We start from the raw sequence: 15,181 nt of genomic DNA on the forward strand, positions 1-15,181 counted from the left end.
AAACTCTTTTCAGTAGTGCATATTCGAGTTACCAAGCGAGTGCGGGAGTGCGTACCGTTGCATCCCAGAGATCCAGAAACTCCTCGGTCGAACGGAGAAGGGTGATAGAGAGCCCGTGCATATCCAATGCAGTGACGAAAGAACCTGCAATCACACGATCCAAACCGATACCGGCATCCTCGAGGAAAGACTTTAATTCTGCAGTGGCAATGGATAATTCGAGTCCATGGGTTGCCCCTAGCCCATTCACTATCGCTATCACACCGTCCCCGCGCTCAACCCCGACAGCATCGAGGATCGGCTCCGACAACTGCGCCACGAGTTCGGCGGCAGGAACCGTCGGACGCGTCTCACGTCCACGCTCGCCATGGATTCCGATGCCGAACTCCATCTCCCCCGGCGCCAGTTCGAAGGACGGACGATCCTGTCCGGGAGCCGTGCACGAGCGGAAAGCTGCACCCAACGTCGCCGACGCCGCCACCACCCGGCGCCCCAGGTCAGCGATCTCGGAAAGCGCCCAGTGCCGTTCCGCGGCCGCCCCACAAATCTTCTCCACGGCAATTACCGCAGCGGTACCACGACGTCCAGGTCCACCCTCGTCTGCAGTCGTCGTCGCGAGGTCGTCGTCGACCATCACGATCTCCACTTGCCGCTCAGTTCCGAGTAACTCGGCCGCGATCGAGAAATTCAGTTTGTCTCCGGTGTAGTTCTTCACGATGAGAAGTGCACCCCGTCCGGTCTCGACAGCATTGACCGCAGCGCGGATCTGAAAGGCTGTGGGACTGGCGAAGACCGACCCAGGAACTGCGGCGTCCAACATGCCGGATCCGACGAACTCCGCGTGTAACGGCTCATGCCCGGCCCCGCCACCTGAGACCAACACAACTTTGTCTCGGGCGACACCCGCGCGAGTCACAAACAACGGATCTCGGTGGTAGGAGAGCATTTCCGGGTGCAGGATCTGAAGTCCTTCGAGCGCTTCGCGGACTACATCCTCGGGCCGGTTGACCACATGGCCGATCATGACGAACTCTCGGACGCCGACATTGGGCCGACAGGGAAGCGAACCGCAAACGCACTCACACACGTGCGAACGTTGTCACCGACCCGTATCCCAGCCGCCGCTGCGGGCTCGTTGACATACGAAATAGTTCCGTTGTGCCACATATCCATTCCATTGCTGATCTCGGCAGAGTCGTGACTGACCGCTACGCCGGCAAGTCCCGAATCTCCCATGCGGACGATTCCGATGATCCCCGCGTTGTCCTTGCCGATTCCGGCATCGTTCAGCACCGCCAACGCACAGCCCGTCGCAATCGCCATCCGCCCTGACTCTTGACCGCCGTTGGATGCCGCAACGACGATGCGGTCGCGGTCCGACCGTTCGATCTGCGACATACTGTCCATGACGACAATCTGTCTACCGTTCTCCACACCGACAATGTTCCGAAACATCAGTCGACGCTCCTCTCTATCAGTGCCAGCACTTCTTCGGAAACGCGGCTGCCCACACGCACACCCGCTGCGACTGCAGTCGGATTGGCATACGTCACGATGCCGCACTCCCACACGTCGTTGCCATCTCCGATACGCGAACTCTCGTGTCCGACTGCAATGCCGACGATCTTCTGGGCGTCGATCGCAGCCAAACCTGCGATTCCGGCCTTGTTCTTCCCTATGCCGGCGTCATTGCACACCACAACACGAACCCCTAACCCGACGGCGTACTCTCCAGCACTCGTCCCTCCGTGTGATCCGGTCACGATCACATCACCGGCCTGAGCCGAGGAAGCAAACGCAATCGAATCCATGATCCACACTCTCTTTCCGTTAGAGGAATGAACCAAAGTAGGTTCGGCACCTTCGGTTTCAACTACTCGCATGGACATCCACCCCTAGAATTCGACGTGCCTGATCAGGACTTGCGGGTTCACGCCCGTACCGCCGAGCGATCGAAACAACTTCGGCGACCAGATCAGGTGTGGAGGGGTATCCCAGTTCTTCGTAGTGGTAGTCACCGGCACCGATTGCTACATGGCCCCCGCGCTTGATCGACTCCTCCGCTGCTGCAAGAACATTGCCTCGGTAGGCCGAGACGATCCACTCCACTGGAAGATCAGCCGGCAGGAGGTCCAGTTGCGCACGTAGCCCTGCTGCTGTCGCCGGATGTGCAGCCGGAAACTCGTCACCACCGAGAATGAAAGCGATCACCAATGGTGACGACGGATTCCGCACCCTTGCGTGGGCGAAGATCGCGCGCGTCCAACTCACGTTGAATGACGTCTGATACGGCACCAGACCCAATTCACTAGCGCGCGAGAGTAATTCGATCTGTGTTCGAGTGTCGTTGACGAAGACCCTGGAATCGGTTGCGAACAAGCCTGTCGTCGCATCGATCAAGTCCATCGCCGCACAGCCCATGTCGACGACCAAGAAGTCCGAACGTCGTTTCGGATCACTTTGGTTCGGGGCAAGATTCGACAGCCGCTCGTCTATCGTGTAGCCGGGAACATTGGCCATCGACGGCGCAAGCAGCAGATTCGATACCGCCCGAACCCGCTCGACGATCTCTCCGTAGGTCGCCGCCGAGTGATCCACGCCGCCGTCCACGGCTCGACCGTGAAAATGCATCAACGACGCCCCCGCATCCTCACAAGCGAGGGCAGTGTCGGCTATTTCGCTGGGCGTCCACGGAATGTGGGGATTGGGTGCGCGCATGGTGTTCTCGTTGACGTGCACTCCGATGATTACCGGTTTATCCGTTGTACTGGACGTTGCCTCAAGAGTCATGTCGCTCCTTCGGAAGATTCCAACCGGCTGTCATCGACTGACCTCCGTCGACTGTCCACGTCTGACCCGTCACGAAACCGGCGCCGGGACCAGCGACAAAGGTCACGACTTCGGCAATCTCAGCCGGCTCCGCGTAACGGCTCAACGGGATCGATTGCAAGATGGCGCTCTGCATTTCAGGGCTCTGGGCCCGACTTGCAAGCGGTGTCCGCGTCGAACCCGGTGCAACACAATTGACTCGGATCCCCTCGCCGGCGAGCTCGATCGCGAGTTGTGTGGTCAACGCGACCACGCCACCTTTCGATGCGGAATACGCAGCACGGTCTACGCTGCCGCGTAGGCCGGAAACCGAGGCAATTGTCACCACGGATCCGCCGCCATCTGCGGCGAGCAGATCCACGAACTCCCTGACCACCGCAAACGTGGAAACGAGGTTCAGCTCGAGGGTTCGCCTGAATCGATCGGGTGTGGTGTGCCGGATCGGCGCGTTGTCCGCGGTTCCCGCCGAGGTCACAACCGTGTCGACACGACCGAACAGCTCTTCGGCGACGTCGCGAAGCCGTCGGATGTCTCCCTCATCGGTGACATCCACTCGAACGCCGACCGTCCGTGTATCTGGTTCTGGCGCAGTGTCTCCGGATGTATGCGACAGGTCGGCAGAGATGACATGCCAACCCAAGTCGGCGAATCGTTTGCACGTTGCCAGGCCGATCCCGGATGCGCCACCAGTGACGATCGCTACCTTCCTACTCACGACTACAGCACCTTCCTCATGTCGCGAATGGGATTCGACCCGTCCCACTCCTTCGATGCAGCCTCGACTGCGCGAAACAGATCGCCCTTCCTTCCGCTGACCTCCGAGACTTCGATGACTGTTCCCGGATACGGGCCGTCCTCGTAGTACACGAATCGCTCGTCCGGTGCGCCACTACCGGATCTACCACTCTGCAATTCGACGAGCCCTCGGTTCTTGGATTCCTCCACATATCGATCGAAATCCGTTGTCCAGTAGGCAACATGTTGAAGTCCTTCGAGCCCTCGATCGGCGAACTCGCGAAATGCCGACGACTCATCGTTGTGTTGTTGAATCAGCTCGATCTGCGCGCTTCCGCTGTGCGCGAGCGCCACACTGAATCGAGGCGCACTCGACTTGCCACGGAAGACGAAGTCGTTCAACGGTTGGTCCTCCACGAAGAAGAAGGGGCCAACGCCGACAACGTCGATCCAATGCTTCAGCGCGCTGTCGATGTCGTTGACCACAAAACCCAATTGGCGCAAAGGCCCGAAGTATCTACTCACGAAGTCCTCGTTTGTTCGTTGCCGACGAAACCACGGTCGACGACTGTGATCCTGATAAGTGATGATGTCCTGCGCATGATCGCCTGAAGAATGAAGAATTCCCGTTGATCGGGAATCTTCCGGGGCCGAGACTCGGCTCAAGCCTGTTCAGGTGCAACCAAGGTTCCGGCGTCGCGCTCCGCCCGGTAATCCAGTGTCAGTTGGTCGTTGGCCTTGTCGGCCTTTCTGGTGATCACCTTGAGCAGCAGCACGATCAATGCTGCCGTCGCCAGCACCGCGGAGTACACCCCGATTGCCGGTGTGAAACTGTTGGTCGCGTCCTTGATCCAGCCGGTGACCTGTGGACCGAAATAGCCTCCGAGGTTACCCATTCCGTTGATGACACCGAAACCTGCCGCCAAGGCAGCGCCGGTAAGGAAGCTCGAAGGCATGGTGATGAAGATGCTCATCGAACTGTAGAGACCGATCCCGGCGATGCAGAATCCGAAGATAGCGACAACCGGTGTGGTGAAGAACAGCGCAGCAATAGCAAATCCGAGTGCTGCGACCGATGCGGCGATGGCGAAGTGCACGGGGCGCTCTCCGGCGCGGTCCGAATGGCGCGTCCACCAGATCATCGGTCCGATCGCAATCAGTGCAGGTAGTGCGGCAACCCATCCGATCTGATTGGTGCTCATCCCGAATTGCGCGTAAATCTGCGGCATCCAAATCTGGAAACCGTTGAGGCTGAAGGTGAAACAAATGAACACGGAGATCAACACCAGTACTCGTGGGTGCACGAGTCCCTGGAGGAAGCTGTGCTTACCGACGACCGCTTCGCGCTCTTGCGCCTCGGACTCGAGCGTATCGGTGAGCCAACCGCGTTCTTCCTCGGAGAGGAACTCCGCCTCGGAAGGCTTGTCCCGCAGAACCTTGTAGATCACAAACGCCATGACCACAGCGGGGACGCCGGTGAGAATGAAAACCCATCGCCATCCGGAAAGCCCGAGAAAGCCGTCGATAGCCATCAGGTGTGTGGTGATCGGAGTACCCAGGCCGGAGATACAGATGAAGGTCACGATCCACGCCATTGCTTTGCCTCGATCCCGATTCGGGAACCACTTCGAGACGAAGAACAGCATGCCGGGCGAAAAGCCGGCTTCGGCAATACCCAACAGGAATCGTGCTGCCACCAATCCGCTGGCACCCTGAACGAACGCGGTTCCGATGGTGACCACGCCCCACGTGATCATGATTCGTGTGATCCAGCGCCGCGCACCGACCTTTGTGAGGATGTAGTTGCTCGGGGGTTCGCAGATCGTGTAACTCCAGAAATAGATTCCGGCCGCAAACCCGAACATCGAGGCCGATATTCCGAGTTCTTTGTTCATCGTCAATGCTGCAACGCCGATGTTCAATCGGTCGAGATACAGGACGATGTATGCCAATCCGATGACCGGCATGAAGCGGAGCATGACCTTCCGGACGGTCCTGGCCGGAAGGGGAAGTTGCTCGGTGACTGTTCTTTCGTGACGCATGATTCACCTCGTACTCATTCGAACACATCATTGTGATGGCTGACACAGAGACGATGCGGGTCGCGATTCGAACTTCACAGACACGATTCCCGATGATCGGTACTCGATTCGTGAGCAATCGACCAGCCGGGGTGACAAGAAAGCGGAGTGCCTGTCGGTTTCGACAGGCACTCCGTGCGGTGAAACATAGGCGTCCCGAGGGTATTCAGCCAGTCAGCTCGCTCTTGATCTCGTTCTTGAGAACTTTGCCGACCTTGGAGCGAGGTAGATCGTCCCAGACGATGACTTGCTTCGGAGTCTTCACACTTCCGATGCGAGCCTTCACGAAAGCCATCACCTCGGCGCCGTCGATGTCGGCGCCGAGGTGCGGTTGCACCACTGCCACAACGCGTTCGCCCCACTTGTCGTCCGGCAACCCGATCACTCCGCAGTCCTGAATCCCCGGATACGCCATGAGTGCCTGCTCCACCTCGACCGAATAGACGTTGAAACCGCCGGTGATGATCATGTCCTTCGCACGGTCGACGATGAACAGGAAATTGTCGTCGTCCAGGTACCCGATATCGCCGGTGTGATGCCAGCCGTGGGCTGACGCTTCCGCGGTTGCGTCGGGGTTCTTGTAATAACCCGCCATCACCAACGAACTGCGGATCACCACCTCACCACGCTCGCCACGTCCGAGCAGCGCGCCTTTGTCGTCCATGATCCCCACGGTCACCAGCGGCGACGGTCGACCCGCCGACGAAAGTCGTGACGTTGCGACAGTGCCGTCCGAGCCGAAGTGCTCCTTCGGTGACATCGTCGAAATCATCATGGGGGCTTCACTCTGCCCGAACAACTGAGCCATGACCGGGCCGATCTTGTCGATCGCCTCCGCGAGTCTGGTCGGGGAGATCGGCGCCGCTCCGTACCAGAAGCATTGCAGCGAGCTGAGATCCGTGGCCGACAGGGCCTCGTGCTCGAGCAGCATGTAGATGAGCGTCGGCGGCAGGAAGGTGTGAGTCACCTTGTGCTTCTGAACGTTCGCGAGGAAGTACCCGAGGTCGGGCTTCGGCATGATCACCACTTCGCCGCCGAGGGCCATGATCGGGAAGCACAGAACACCGGCGGCGTGAGTCAGCGGCGCCAGCGCCAGATACACCGGGCGCCCCTCGAACGGATAACTCATCAAAGTGATTGCGGTCATCGTCTCGATGTTGTGCCCGGTCAACATCACTCCCTTTGGCCGTCCAGTTGTACCACCGGTGCCGACCAGCATGGTGACGTCGTCGGGCGCAGCGACGTCGAGTTCGTCTTCCCCGAGCCAGCTTTCGAGAGATTGTGCCGATTCCGATTCGCCGTCGATGCAGACGAGCGTCACCAACTGGGGAAGCGCATCCTTGATCTGGTCGACTAGCGGCGCATAGGACTTTTGGAAGAACAGAGCGCGACAATCGAACAAATCCAACAGGTCTCGGTTTTCCGCAGCTTCGTTGCGAGGGTTGATCGGGCACCAGACGCCGCCGGCCCGGCTTATTCCGAATACGCACGAGAACGAGATCGGGTCGTTGCCGGACAGAATCGCGACCTTTTCGCCCGGCGCGATGCCCGAAGCCGCGAGCGAAGCTGCGAAGCGTCGGCTGAACTGTTGCACCTCGCCGTAGGAGAGAGTGCGCTCCCCCATCGTCAAACACGGTGCGGTGGAACCAAGAGAGGCTCCCTTGTCGAGATAGTCGGTCAAACGCATGGGGAGCCTCCAGGGCGGGGCTCCCGGCGCGCTACACGCCGGGAGCCGTGAACATGATGACGAGGGCGACGAGTTAGGCGTTGATGGTTACTTCCGGCTCCAGAGCCAGCCCGAAACTACGTAGCGCGCCGAGCAGTTCGCGATGGCCGAACGCCTGGCAAGCCGAGGCAAGCCCGGTCCGCTTCGGCGCCTGCTGGAGCAGAGAATGCGCTGCATAGGCGTGCAGGAGGCCCGTCTGCTTGTAGTTACAGTTTCCGTGGATCACGACGTGCGAGCGACCCAGCGGGCCCGACGCGTAGACGGAGTCGAGTGAGGTGTTGATGCGCGGATTCTCACGAGGGGGCATACCGGCCTGAACCGATCCGGCGATCTCGGCCAAGGCGGCTTCCTGCTCGTCGGCGGGCAGGGTCTTGATCTGCTCCTCCACGATCTTCTGCGTCGCGACAACGCCTTCCATCACGGTGCGGTCGAACACTCCGCCCGCAGCCTTGACGTTGGAAACTCGCGGATCGTTCTTGAACCACACCGGGTGGCATGTTCCGCCCCACGGCAATGCAAGCGCAGTTTCGTGCTGGCCCGGAACGACGACGTCGAAAGTCTGGCCGGGCGCCCACTGCACGTACTTGTTCTGCTCGAGGTAGTACCAGTTCGCCTTGAGGATGGTGAAGATCGTCTGAGTGGACGCGTAGGTGGGAAATCCCTTCCACAGCACGAGGATGTCGAGCGTATCGAGCCCCGGCGTTTCCAGTGCGATATTGGCCGCGATCTCACCGGTGGTGTACATCTGCGCGATACCGGGAGAGAGGAGCAGGCCCTTCTCCTGATACTTGTCGCTGAACTTCTCCTGGACGTCGAGTACCCAGTCCTGCTCACCGGTGGTATCCATGTAGTGGCAACCGGCATTCAGCGCGGCCTCGACGACGGTCCCGCCAAGCTTGATGAACGGCCCGACCATGTTGCTGACAACCTGTGCACCGGTGAACAGTTCGGTGAGCGCCTCGACGGTGTGCTCGACCTCGACGACCTCGTGATCGACGGTGTCCAATCCGGGGATCTTGTCGAGGACCTCTTGGATGCGAGCGGCGTCGCGGCCGGCTGCGATGAACGGGATGTTGAACTCGCGCAGGTATTCACACACCAGACGGCCGGTGTACCCGGAGACGCCGTAGACGATGACGGGCTTCTTTTCGGACATGTTCGTGGAACCTTTCGAAGACGTGAGAAGGGTGTACGTACGAATGAAGGGCGAGTTACATGCCCATGCCACCGTCGACCGGTAGGCCGATTCCGGTGATGAATCGCGCGGCGTCGGAGGACAAGAACACAACGGCGTCAGCCATGTCGTTCACTTCACCGAGGCGGCCGAGCGGGGTGAGGCCGATGACGTCTCCGACTGCTGCTTCGGCGCTGGGCCAGAGACCGAGCTTCTCCATGTCCGCCGCGAGTCCGAGACCCATCTCCGTGGCGACAAGACCCGGGTAGATGCAGTTGACGCGGACTCCGTAGCCGAGCTTGCCCGACTCGGCGGCGGCAACTCTGGTGAAGCGATCGACCGCGGACTTGGTCGCGGAGTATCCACTGATCCCGGGAAACGGAATGGTTGCGGCCACTGAAGAGATGTTGATGACGGAACCGCCGGTTCCGGCTACGCCACCCGGACGCATGCTGCGCAGTCCGTGTTTGGTTCCGAGCGCTGTTCCGAGAATGTTGACCTCACACATACGGCGGATGTCATTCGGATCGAGGTCGACCACCAGCGAGGAAATCTCGATGCCTGCGTTGTTGACGAGGATGTCGAAGCCGCCGAGGGTCTCCGCGGTGGCGGCGACTGCCTCTTCCCAGTTGGCATCGTCGGTGACGTCCAGCTTTACGAAGCCGGTTTTGACTCCGCCCGAACCAACAGCCTCTGCGGTGGCACGACCCTCGTCTTCGAGAACGTCGCCGATCATCACTGACGCCCCCGCCTTCGCCAACGCCTCAGCCATTCCGGCTCCGAGCCCCTTGGCACCACCTGTGACCAGTGCTTTTCGTCCCTTGAGATCAAACACGCTCATTTTCGACTGCCTCCATGACTGAAACGACTCTCGCGATGCCACCGTTCACAGCGACGCTGCCAAGTGGTGTGAGTCACAGAGTATTCAACTTTGGACGAGTGTCAAGAGAAATCTTGACGACTGTCAAGATTTTGTTACACGCTCGTCAAAGACCAAGGGTTACACTGATTCGGACGCGGTGATCGTGCCGCTGTGGAAACCGCAGGGAACAGGACGTGCCATCGTGACCACGACAGTCGAGACGCCTAGTGGGGCAGGGAAAAAGGCTGCACCTAGCTCCCCGGACCAGCAGTCCGACTCCGCGAAGCGGTCCGACTCCGCCAAGCGGTCCAACGCAGACAAGGTGTCGCGTCGCCAGGTCGACAAATTCTCCGAGCGACGTGATCAACTCGCCGAGGCCGCACTGCAAACCCTGGCCGAATTGGGCTACGCACGCACGAGCCTGCGCGAAATCGCCCAGAATTCGGAGTTCTCCCACGGCGTCCTGCACTACTACTTCAGCGACAAGGTCGATCTCATCACCCACTGCGTGCGCCACTACAAGGCACGCTGCGTCACCCGCTACGACGGCATCGTCGCCACCGCGAAGACACCGGAGGAACTGAAAACCGGTTTCGGCGCACTGCTCGCCGAGACCATGATCGAAGAACCCACGATGCACCGCCTCTGGTACGACCTGCGCGCGCAGTCGATGTTCGAGGAGTCGTTCCGAGCCGACGTCGCCGCGATCGACGAGAGTCTCGAAAACATGATCTGGCGCATTGTTTCTCGCTACGCCGAGCTCCTCGACGTAGAGGCATCGGTCACCTCGGCGGCGATGTACGCAATCTTCGACGGCCTGTTCCAGCAGAGCCTGCTGCGCCATCTGTCCGGCGATCAGACTGCCGCAAACTGTCTTTCGGTGAGCGTCCAGCAGATGCTGCCTCTGGTAGTGCCCACTCCCTGATCAGCGAGCAGCGATGCCTTCCGCGACGTACCTGGCTCCGCGATCGAATTCTCCGACCACGTCGTAATCGGCGTCTTGCCGCCAGAAGCGGACCAACGCTCCGTACGTACCACCGATCATCTGTGCGAGAAAGAGCGGCGGGTAGTCCGATCTCACTTCGCCGGCTTCGATACCGGCAGTGACGATCCGCAGAAGTTCCACGTGGAACCGATGATCGTGGGCCGCCCCCGCTCCGGAGGAGGCGAAGTCGCGCTCGAGTTCTGCAGTCACCATGCGCAGATAGCGCGGATGCATGATCGCTTGCTGCGCAAAGTCCTGAAAAATCCGGGAGATCCGATCAGAAGTCGGCATCGGCGATTCCATGAGCTGATCCACCAGTGCCGCAAGCTGATCGAGATGATCACTGTGCAGCGCCTCGAGAACCGAGTCCTTGCCCTGGAAGTAATTGAAGAAGGTGGCTCGCGACACCTCGGCTCGCTCGGCGATGTCGTCGACGGTCGTGCTGGCGAAACCCTGCGCCGAGAACAGAATTCGAGCAGCCGAGAGCAACCTGTCGTTGGTGTCGCGCTTGTTCTGTTCTCGTTTGGAAATCACGTCGACCTGCCCTTCTCCGCCTCAGAACACAGTCTTCGCCACAGTCCGGAATGTGTCCAATGTCCGTCCCGTCAGGTGACGCACCTCCGCCTCCGATAGGTGGACTACAGTCCAATTATGTCGACTGTTTCCACCGAACGCCATGACCGCGTTCTCATCGTCAGGATCGAACGCGAAGAACGCCGTAACGCGATCAACCGTGAGACTGCCGAGGGAATCGAAGCCGCGCTGAATCTTCTCGACGACGACCCTGATCTGTGGGTCGGCATCATCACCGGAACCCCCAACATCTTTTGCGCCGGAACCGATATCCGAGAGCGGGCCGACCTTCGCATGCCTCGCGGCGGTGAGTACGGCGTCATTCGGCGCCGGCGGAACAAGCCCCTGATCGCTGCAGTCGAGGGCTACGCGCTTGGTGGCGGTTTCGAAATCGCACTGGCCTGCGATCTGATCGTCGCCTCTGCCACAGCGCAATTCGGCCTTCCCGAAACCAAACGCGGTCTGGTTGCGACGTCCGGCGCACTCTTTCGGGCTCCTCGCGCGCTTCCGATCAACGTCGCCCGTGAACTCTTGATCACCGGCCGCACACTCGATCCCGAACGGGCAAAGGACCTCGGCGTCGTCAATGCAGTCACTGCCCCTGGTAAGGCACTCGACGAGGCACTGGTGATGGCAGCGGAGATCTGCGAGTCCTCCCCCACCTCCGTGAGTCTGAGTCTGAAGGCCATCGAGGCTCTCTACGCCGACGCCGACGCCGACGGATGGAAGGTCACCGACGACGCCAAGGACGCAGTGTTGCGCTCTCCGGACATCGCCGAAGGACTCGACGCTTTCGCCACTCGTCGGACACCCCGATGGAGCGGACTGCCGCCCGCATGACAGACCACAATCCGAGACAGATTTCCTATACGTCTGGTCGGAAAGGGTATGAACCGGTTACAGTCTCTCCTGTGACGGGAATCGGCGCATACGAGACGGGCACGCTGCTGACGCGGCGGCGCCATGTCGACTTTGCGCATGTCTGTACATCCGGGTGTCCGATCTACTGATCGGACCTACGACGTGAGCGCCGCTCACGTCGATACTCGTATGTACACCCAGATCAGGGGACATTTCTGTCATGACCACCGCCTCCATCTCACACCTGAGTTCCGTCGTAGCAGCCAACGCCGACGCCATCGACAAAGACGCCAGCAAAGCGCACGTCGTATTCAAGGCTTCCGCCCAGGCGCACGACGCCGTTGCCAGCACCATTTCTCTCGGTAAGTACAGCGTCGAGGTCGACGAGCCGCCGGCCCTCGGCGGCGAGAACACCGCAGCCAATCCTGTCGAGTACTACCTTGCTTCCCTGCTCTCCTGCCAGGTGGTCACCTACCGCGTCTGGGCGGACAAACTCGGTATCGCTCTCGACGACATCTCGGCCAGAGCCGAAGGTGACCTCGACGTTCGTGGATTCTTCGGCTTCGACGACGCCGTCCGCCCGGGATTCTCCGAGGTCCGCGTGGTCGTCACCCTGACCGGCCCCGAAACCCGCGAGCGCTACCTGGAACTGCAGGAAACGGTCGACGCCCACTGCCCCGTACTCGATCTCACCCGCAATCCCGTCCCAGTGCATACAGTCGTCGAAACCGCCTGACCCGCACCAACCCACCTTCACCACGGAGTATGAATTCATGAGCGAGAACACCCCCGTCGATACCGATCCGACCGCCGATTGGTCGTTCGAAACCAAGCAGGTCCACGCCGGACAGGGCCCGGACAGCGCTACCAACGCTCGGGCGCTTCCGATCTACCAGACCACCAGCTACGTCTTCGACAACACCGACCATGCGGCGGCGCTCTTCGGCCTCGCAGAGCCGGGCAACATCTACACCCGCATCATGAACCCGACGCAGGACGCCGTCGAGCAGCGCATCGCCGCCCTCGAAGGCGGAGTCGCGGCTCTGCTGGTTGCGTCCGGTCAGGCCGCCGAATCCTTCGCGATCCTCAACCTCGCCGAGGCCGGGGACCACATCGTCTCAAGCCCTCGCCTGTACGGCGGCACGTACAACCTCTTCCACTACACGCTGCCCAAGCTCGGTATCACCGTCGACTTCGTCGAGGACCCGGACAACCTCGATCACTGGCGTGAGGCAATCCGTCCGAACACCAAGGCGTTCTACGGCGAAACCATCTCCAACCCCAAGAACGACGTGTTCGACATCCCCGGCATCAGCGCAGTCGCCCATGAGCACGGCATCCCGCTCATCGTGGACAACACGGTCGCAACTCCGTACCTCATTCAGCCGCTGAAGCACGGCGCCGACATCGTCGTCCACTCCGCCACCAAATACCTTGGCGGACACGGCACCGCGATCGCCGGCGTCATCGTCGACGGTGGCACCTTCGACTGGACCCAGGGACGCCACACCAACTTCACGACCCCCGACCCCAGCTACCACGGCGTCACCTTCGCCGATCTCGGCGCACCCGCCTACGCCCTCAAGGCACGCGTTCAGCTTCTGCGCGACCTCGGCTCGGCCATCGCACCGTTCAACGCCTTCCTCATCTCGCAGGGTATCGAGACACTGAGCCTGCGCATCGAGCGCCACGTGTCCAACGCCCAGAAGGTCGCGAAATTCCTCGAGGGCCGCGCCGAAGTCACGTCGGTCGCATACGCCGGACTGGAATCCTCGCCCTGGCACGAGCGCGGAAAGCAGCTGGCTCCCAAGGGAACCGGCGCCATCGTCGCGTTCGAGCTCGCCGGTGGAGTCGACGCAGGCAAGAAGTTCGTCAACGCACTGACGTTGCACAGCCACGTCGCCAACATCGGTGACGTTCGCTCACTCGTCATCCACCCCGCGTCGACGACGCACTCGCAGCTCACCCCCGAGGAGCAGCTCGCTTCGGGCGTCACCCCGGGGCTCGTCCGCCTTGCGGTCGGCATCGAAGGGATCGACGACATTCTCGCCGACCTCGAAACCGGTTTGGCCGCAGCAGCTTCCTGATCTATCGCACGAAAAAGCTCGGCCCCGATATGCATTGGGACCGAGCTTTTTCGTTGCGTAAGAGCTAGCTCTTGGGAGTGAACGCGGCCAGCGGTTCACTCTCGGACCAGTCATGGCCCCAGTAGCTGTCGGCCGTGATTTCCTCAGCGGTGTAGAAGGCTTCGTCGACAAGCATGCCTTCGCAACCGAACTCCAGATCCCATCCACCCGGTGCGCGCACGTAGAACGACACCATCTTGTCGTTCGTGTGGCGACCCAACGTCGAGGAGATCGAGAAGCCGAGCTTGGCAACACGATCGAGAGCCTGACCGACGGCGTCGAGAGTCTCGGCTTCCATCATCAGGTGCACGAGACCGGGCTCGTCAACCGGCGGCGCCGGGCACAACGCCAGGCTGTGGTGGCGCTGGTTGACACCCATGAAGCGAACGCGGCGAGCCGGCGGCGGCGCATCGATACCGCCGAGACGGATGGAACCGCGCGGGAGGAATCCGAGCACCTCGGTGTAGAAGGTGTATGCCTCGTCGAAACGCGTAACCGGAAGCACCACATGGCCGAGGCCCTGATCGCCGGTGACGAAACGGCCGCCGTGCGGGGTGACCAACGGGCTGTGGTCGAGTACCGGTCCGAAGAAGACCTCGACTCGGTTGCCGTTGGGATCGCCGAATGCGATGACCTGCTCGGCATCGCGGTAGCTGGCGTCGACCTCGGAAAGAACCTCGACCTCGACTCCGGCCTTCTCCACTGCTTCACGAACACGCTGGAGCGCGAACTGATCTCGCACTTCCCAGCCCACTGCGAGAGCCTTGTCCGTCTCACCGGGCAGGACGATCAGTCGCGCACGACGCTCGTCCAGGCGCAAGTAGAGGCCGTCGGCTTCCGGGCCACTACCGACCGCGAGGCCGAGTCCGTCGACCACGAGCTCGCGCCAGCGAGCCACGTCCTGCGTTTGGATCCTGAGATACCCCAGGCCCCTAATTTCAGTCATGCCTAACCGTCCTTGCTTCGAAAGTATTTGTGGGACTAGATCATCGAGCGGTGGATACCCTGCGGTTCGCCGCCGAGCTGCGAGAGCGTCGACGCATGGAAGATGGAGCCAGGCACATGAATCGCATGCGCGAGACCGGCATGAGCATCACGCCAGAACCGCTGCATCGGCGTGTTCAACTGCAAAGCGCCACCACCGGAACGAGCAAAGATCTCGTCCACCGCACGCACCGCACGCCACGCCGCAGCAGTCTGCGTACGCCGACCGATCGCACGAAGCTCGA

17 protein-coding genes are annotated in these 15,181 nt (G+C 60.9%); 4 read left to right on the forward strand and 13 right to left on the reverse strand.

The window, feature by feature from the left end; genetic code table 11:
* Positions 1–28 precede the first annotated feature (28 nt).
* The 10 genes from ACYP01_RS04540 to ACYP01_RS04585 all read right to left on the reverse strand — a co-directional run bounded on the left by ACYP01_RS04540 (position 29) and on the right by ACYP01_RS04585 (position 9,386).
* Positions 29–1,024, reverse strand: a complete 996-nt coding sequence (locus ACYP01_RS04540) for a dihydroxyacetone kinase subunit DhaK (protein ID WP_042448479.1) — start codon at positions 1,022–1,024, stop codon at positions 29–31.
* Entirely contained in the window at positions 1,021–1,455 is a 435-nt protein-coding gene (locus ACYP01_RS04545) for a hypothetical protein (protein ID WP_459678778.1), read from the reverse strand. The genes ACYP01_RS04540 and ACYP01_RS04545 overlap by 4 nt, the downstream gene beginning before the upstream one ends.
* Complete coding sequence (locus ACYP01_RS04550; protein WP_128638072.1) at positions 1,455–1,811, reverse strand: hypothetical protein; 357 nt, start codon at positions 1,809–1,811, stop codon at positions 1,455–1,457. The genes ACYP01_RS04545 and ACYP01_RS04550 overlap by 1 nt, the downstream gene beginning before the upstream one ends.
* A 58-nt stretch (positions 1,812–1,869) precedes the next feature.
* Positions 1,870–2,790 (reverse strand): beta-keto acid cleavage family enzyme, encoded by a 921-nt coding sequence (locus tag ACYP01_RS04555; RefSeq protein ID WP_215516093.1) that lies wholly within the window; start codon positions 2,788–2,790, stop codon positions 1,870–1,872.
* Positions 2,780–3,544, reverse strand: coding sequence for an SDR family NAD(P)-dependent oxidoreductase (locus tag ACYP01_RS04560; RefSeq protein WP_042448491.1), 765 nt, complete (start codon positions 3,542–3,544; stop codon positions 2,780–2,782). Before ACYP01_RS04560 ends, ACYP01_RS04555 begins: the two co-directional genes overlap by 11 nt.
* Before the next feature lie 2 nt (positions 3,545–3,546).
* On the reverse strand, positions 3,547–4,089 hold the full coding sequence (locus ACYP01_RS04565; protein WP_459678779.1) for a VOC family protein: 543 nt from the start codon (positions 4,087–4,089) through the stop codon (positions 3,547–3,549).
* A gap of 137 nt (positions 4,090–4,226) precedes the next feature.
* Positions 4,227–5,606 carry an MFS transporter gene (locus ACYP01_RS04570; RefSeq protein WP_007732774.1) on the reverse strand — a complete coding sequence of 460 codons (1,380 nt, stop codon included), beginning with the start codon at positions 5,604–5,606 and terminating at the stop codon, positions 4,227–4,229.
* 205 nt (positions 5,607–5,811) lie between these two features.
* Entirely contained in the window at positions 5,812–7,332 is a 1,521-nt protein-coding gene (locus ACYP01_RS04575) for an AMP-binding protein (RefSeq protein ID WP_459678781.1), read from the reverse strand.
* A 73-nt stretch (positions 7,333–7,405) separates the two neighbouring features.
* Positions 7,406–8,527, reverse strand: a complete 1,122-nt coding sequence (locus ACYP01_RS04580) for a DUF5938 domain-containing protein (RefSeq protein WP_003940189.1) — start codon at positions 8,525–8,527, stop codon at positions 7,406–7,408.
* Between the two features lie 55 nt (positions 8,528–8,582).
* Positions 8,583–9,386 carry an SDR family NAD(P)-dependent oxidoreductase gene (locus ACYP01_RS04585; RefSeq protein ID WP_459678782.1) on the reverse strand — a complete coding sequence of 268 codons (804 nt, stop codon included), beginning with the start codon at positions 9,384–9,386 and terminating at the stop codon, positions 8,583–8,585.
* 343 nt (positions 9,387–9,729) lie between these two features.
* On the opposite strand from ACYP01_RS04585, the gene ACYP01_RS04590 reads away from it, so the two are divergent.
* Positions 9,730–10,332 carry a TetR/AcrR family transcriptional regulator gene (locus tag ACYP01_RS04590; RefSeq protein ID WP_459678794.1) on the forward strand — a complete coding sequence of 201 codons (603 nt, stop codon included), beginning with the start codon at positions 9,730–9,732 and terminating at the stop codon, positions 10,330–10,332.
* Here ACYP01_RS04590 and ACYP01_RS04595 read toward each other — a convergent pair whose 3' ends face one another.
* The gene (locus ACYP01_RS04595) at positions 10,333–10,926 is read right to left on the reverse strand and encodes a TetR/AcrR family transcriptional regulator (protein WP_003940428.1); all 594 of its coding nucleotides are present in this window, start codon (positions 10,924–10,926) and stop codon (positions 10,333–10,335) included. It lies immediately after the preceding gene.
* A gap of 117 nt (positions 10,927–11,043) precedes the next feature.
* Here ACYP01_RS04595 and ACYP01_RS04600 point away from each other — a divergent pair, with 117 nt between their 5' ends.
* The 3 genes from ACYP01_RS04600 to ACYP01_RS04610 all read left to right on the forward strand — a co-directional run bounded on the left by ACYP01_RS04600 (position 11,044) and on the right by ACYP01_RS04610 (position 13,913).
* A complete protein-coding gene (locus ACYP01_RS04600; protein WP_003940058.1) occupies positions 11,044–11,805 on the forward strand; it encodes an enoyl-CoA hydratase-related protein in 762 nt (253 codons plus the stop codon).
* A gap of 241 nt (positions 11,806–12,046) precedes the next feature.
* A complete protein-coding gene (locus ACYP01_RS04605) occupies positions 12,047–12,562 on the forward strand; it encodes an OsmC family protein (protein WP_007732784.1) in 516 nt (171 codons plus the stop codon).
* Positions 12,563–12,599: 37 nt separating this feature from the next.
* Positions 12,600–13,913, forward strand: a complete 1,314-nt coding sequence (locus tag ACYP01_RS04610) for a bifunctional o-acetylhomoserine/o-acetylserine sulfhydrylase (RefSeq protein ID WP_019745377.1) — start codon at positions 12,600–12,602, stop codon at positions 13,911–13,913.
* Positions 13,914–13,977: 64 nt separating this feature from the next.
* Here the strand turns inward: ACYP01_RS04610 and bphC are convergent, their stop codons facing one another.
* The gene (gene bphC, locus ACYP01_RS04615) at positions 13,978–14,898 is read right to left on the reverse strand and encodes a biphenyl-2,3-diol 1,2-dioxygenase (protein WP_042924009.1); all 921 of its coding nucleotides are present in this window, start codon (positions 14,896–14,898) and stop codon (positions 13,978–13,980) included.
* A gap of 35 nt (positions 14,899–14,933) precedes the next feature.
* Positions 14,934–15,181 (reverse strand): acyl-CoA dehydrogenase family protein (locus ACYP01_RS04620; protein ID WP_459678783.1); only part of this gene is annotated, 248 nt, incomplete at its 5' end.

The organism is Rhodococcus sp. no. 34, from assembly GCF_054589475.1.

Coding starts and splice junctions, on each gene's coding strand:
- ACYP01_RS04540 (WP_042448479.1), bottom strand. CDS start 1,024: ATGATCGGCCATGTGGTCAACCGGCCCGAGGATGTAGTCCGCGAAGCG.
- ACYP01_RS04545 (WP_459678778.1), bottom strand. CDS start 1,455: ATGTTTCGGAACATTGTCGGTGTGGAGAACGGTAGACAGATTGTCGTC.
- ACYP01_RS04550 (WP_128638072.1), bottom strand. CDS start 1,811: ATGGATTCGATTGCGTTTGCTTCCTCGGCTCAGGCCGGTGATGTGATC.
- ACYP01_RS04555 (WP_215516093.1), bottom strand. CDS start 2,790: ATGACTCTTGAGGCAACGTCCAGTACAACGGATAAACCGGTAATCATC.
- ACYP01_RS04570 (WP_007732774.1), bottom strand. CDS start 5,606: ATGCGTCACGAAAGAACAGTCACCGAGCAACTTCCCCTTCCGGCCAGG.
- ACYP01_RS04575 (WP_459678781.1), bottom strand. CDS start 7,332: ATGCGTTTGACCGACTATCTCGACAAGGGAGCCTCTCTTGGTTCCACC.
- ACYP01_RS04580 (WP_003940189.1), bottom strand. CDS start 8,527: ATGTCCGAAAAGAAGCCCGTCATCGTCTACGGCGTCTCCGGGTACACC.
- ACYP01_RS04585 (WP_459678782.1), bottom strand. CDS start 9,386: ATGAGCGTGTTTGATCTCAAGGGACGAAAAGCACTGGTCACAGGTGGT.
- ACYP01_RS04600 (WP_003940058.1), top strand. CDS start 11,044: ATGTCGACTGTTTCCACCGAACGCCATGACCGCGTTCTCATCGTCAGG.
- ACYP01_RS04605 (WP_007732784.1), top strand. CDS start 12,047: ATGACCACCGCCTCCATCTCACACCTGAGTTCCGTCGTAGCAGCCAAC.
- ACYP01_RS04610 (WP_019745377.1), top strand. CDS start 12,600: ATGAGCGAGAACACCCCCGTCGATACCGATCCGACCGCCGATTGGTCG.
- bphC (WP_042924009.1), bottom strand. CDS start 14,898: ATGACTGAAATTAGGGGCCTGGGGTATCTCAGGATCCAAACGCAGGAC.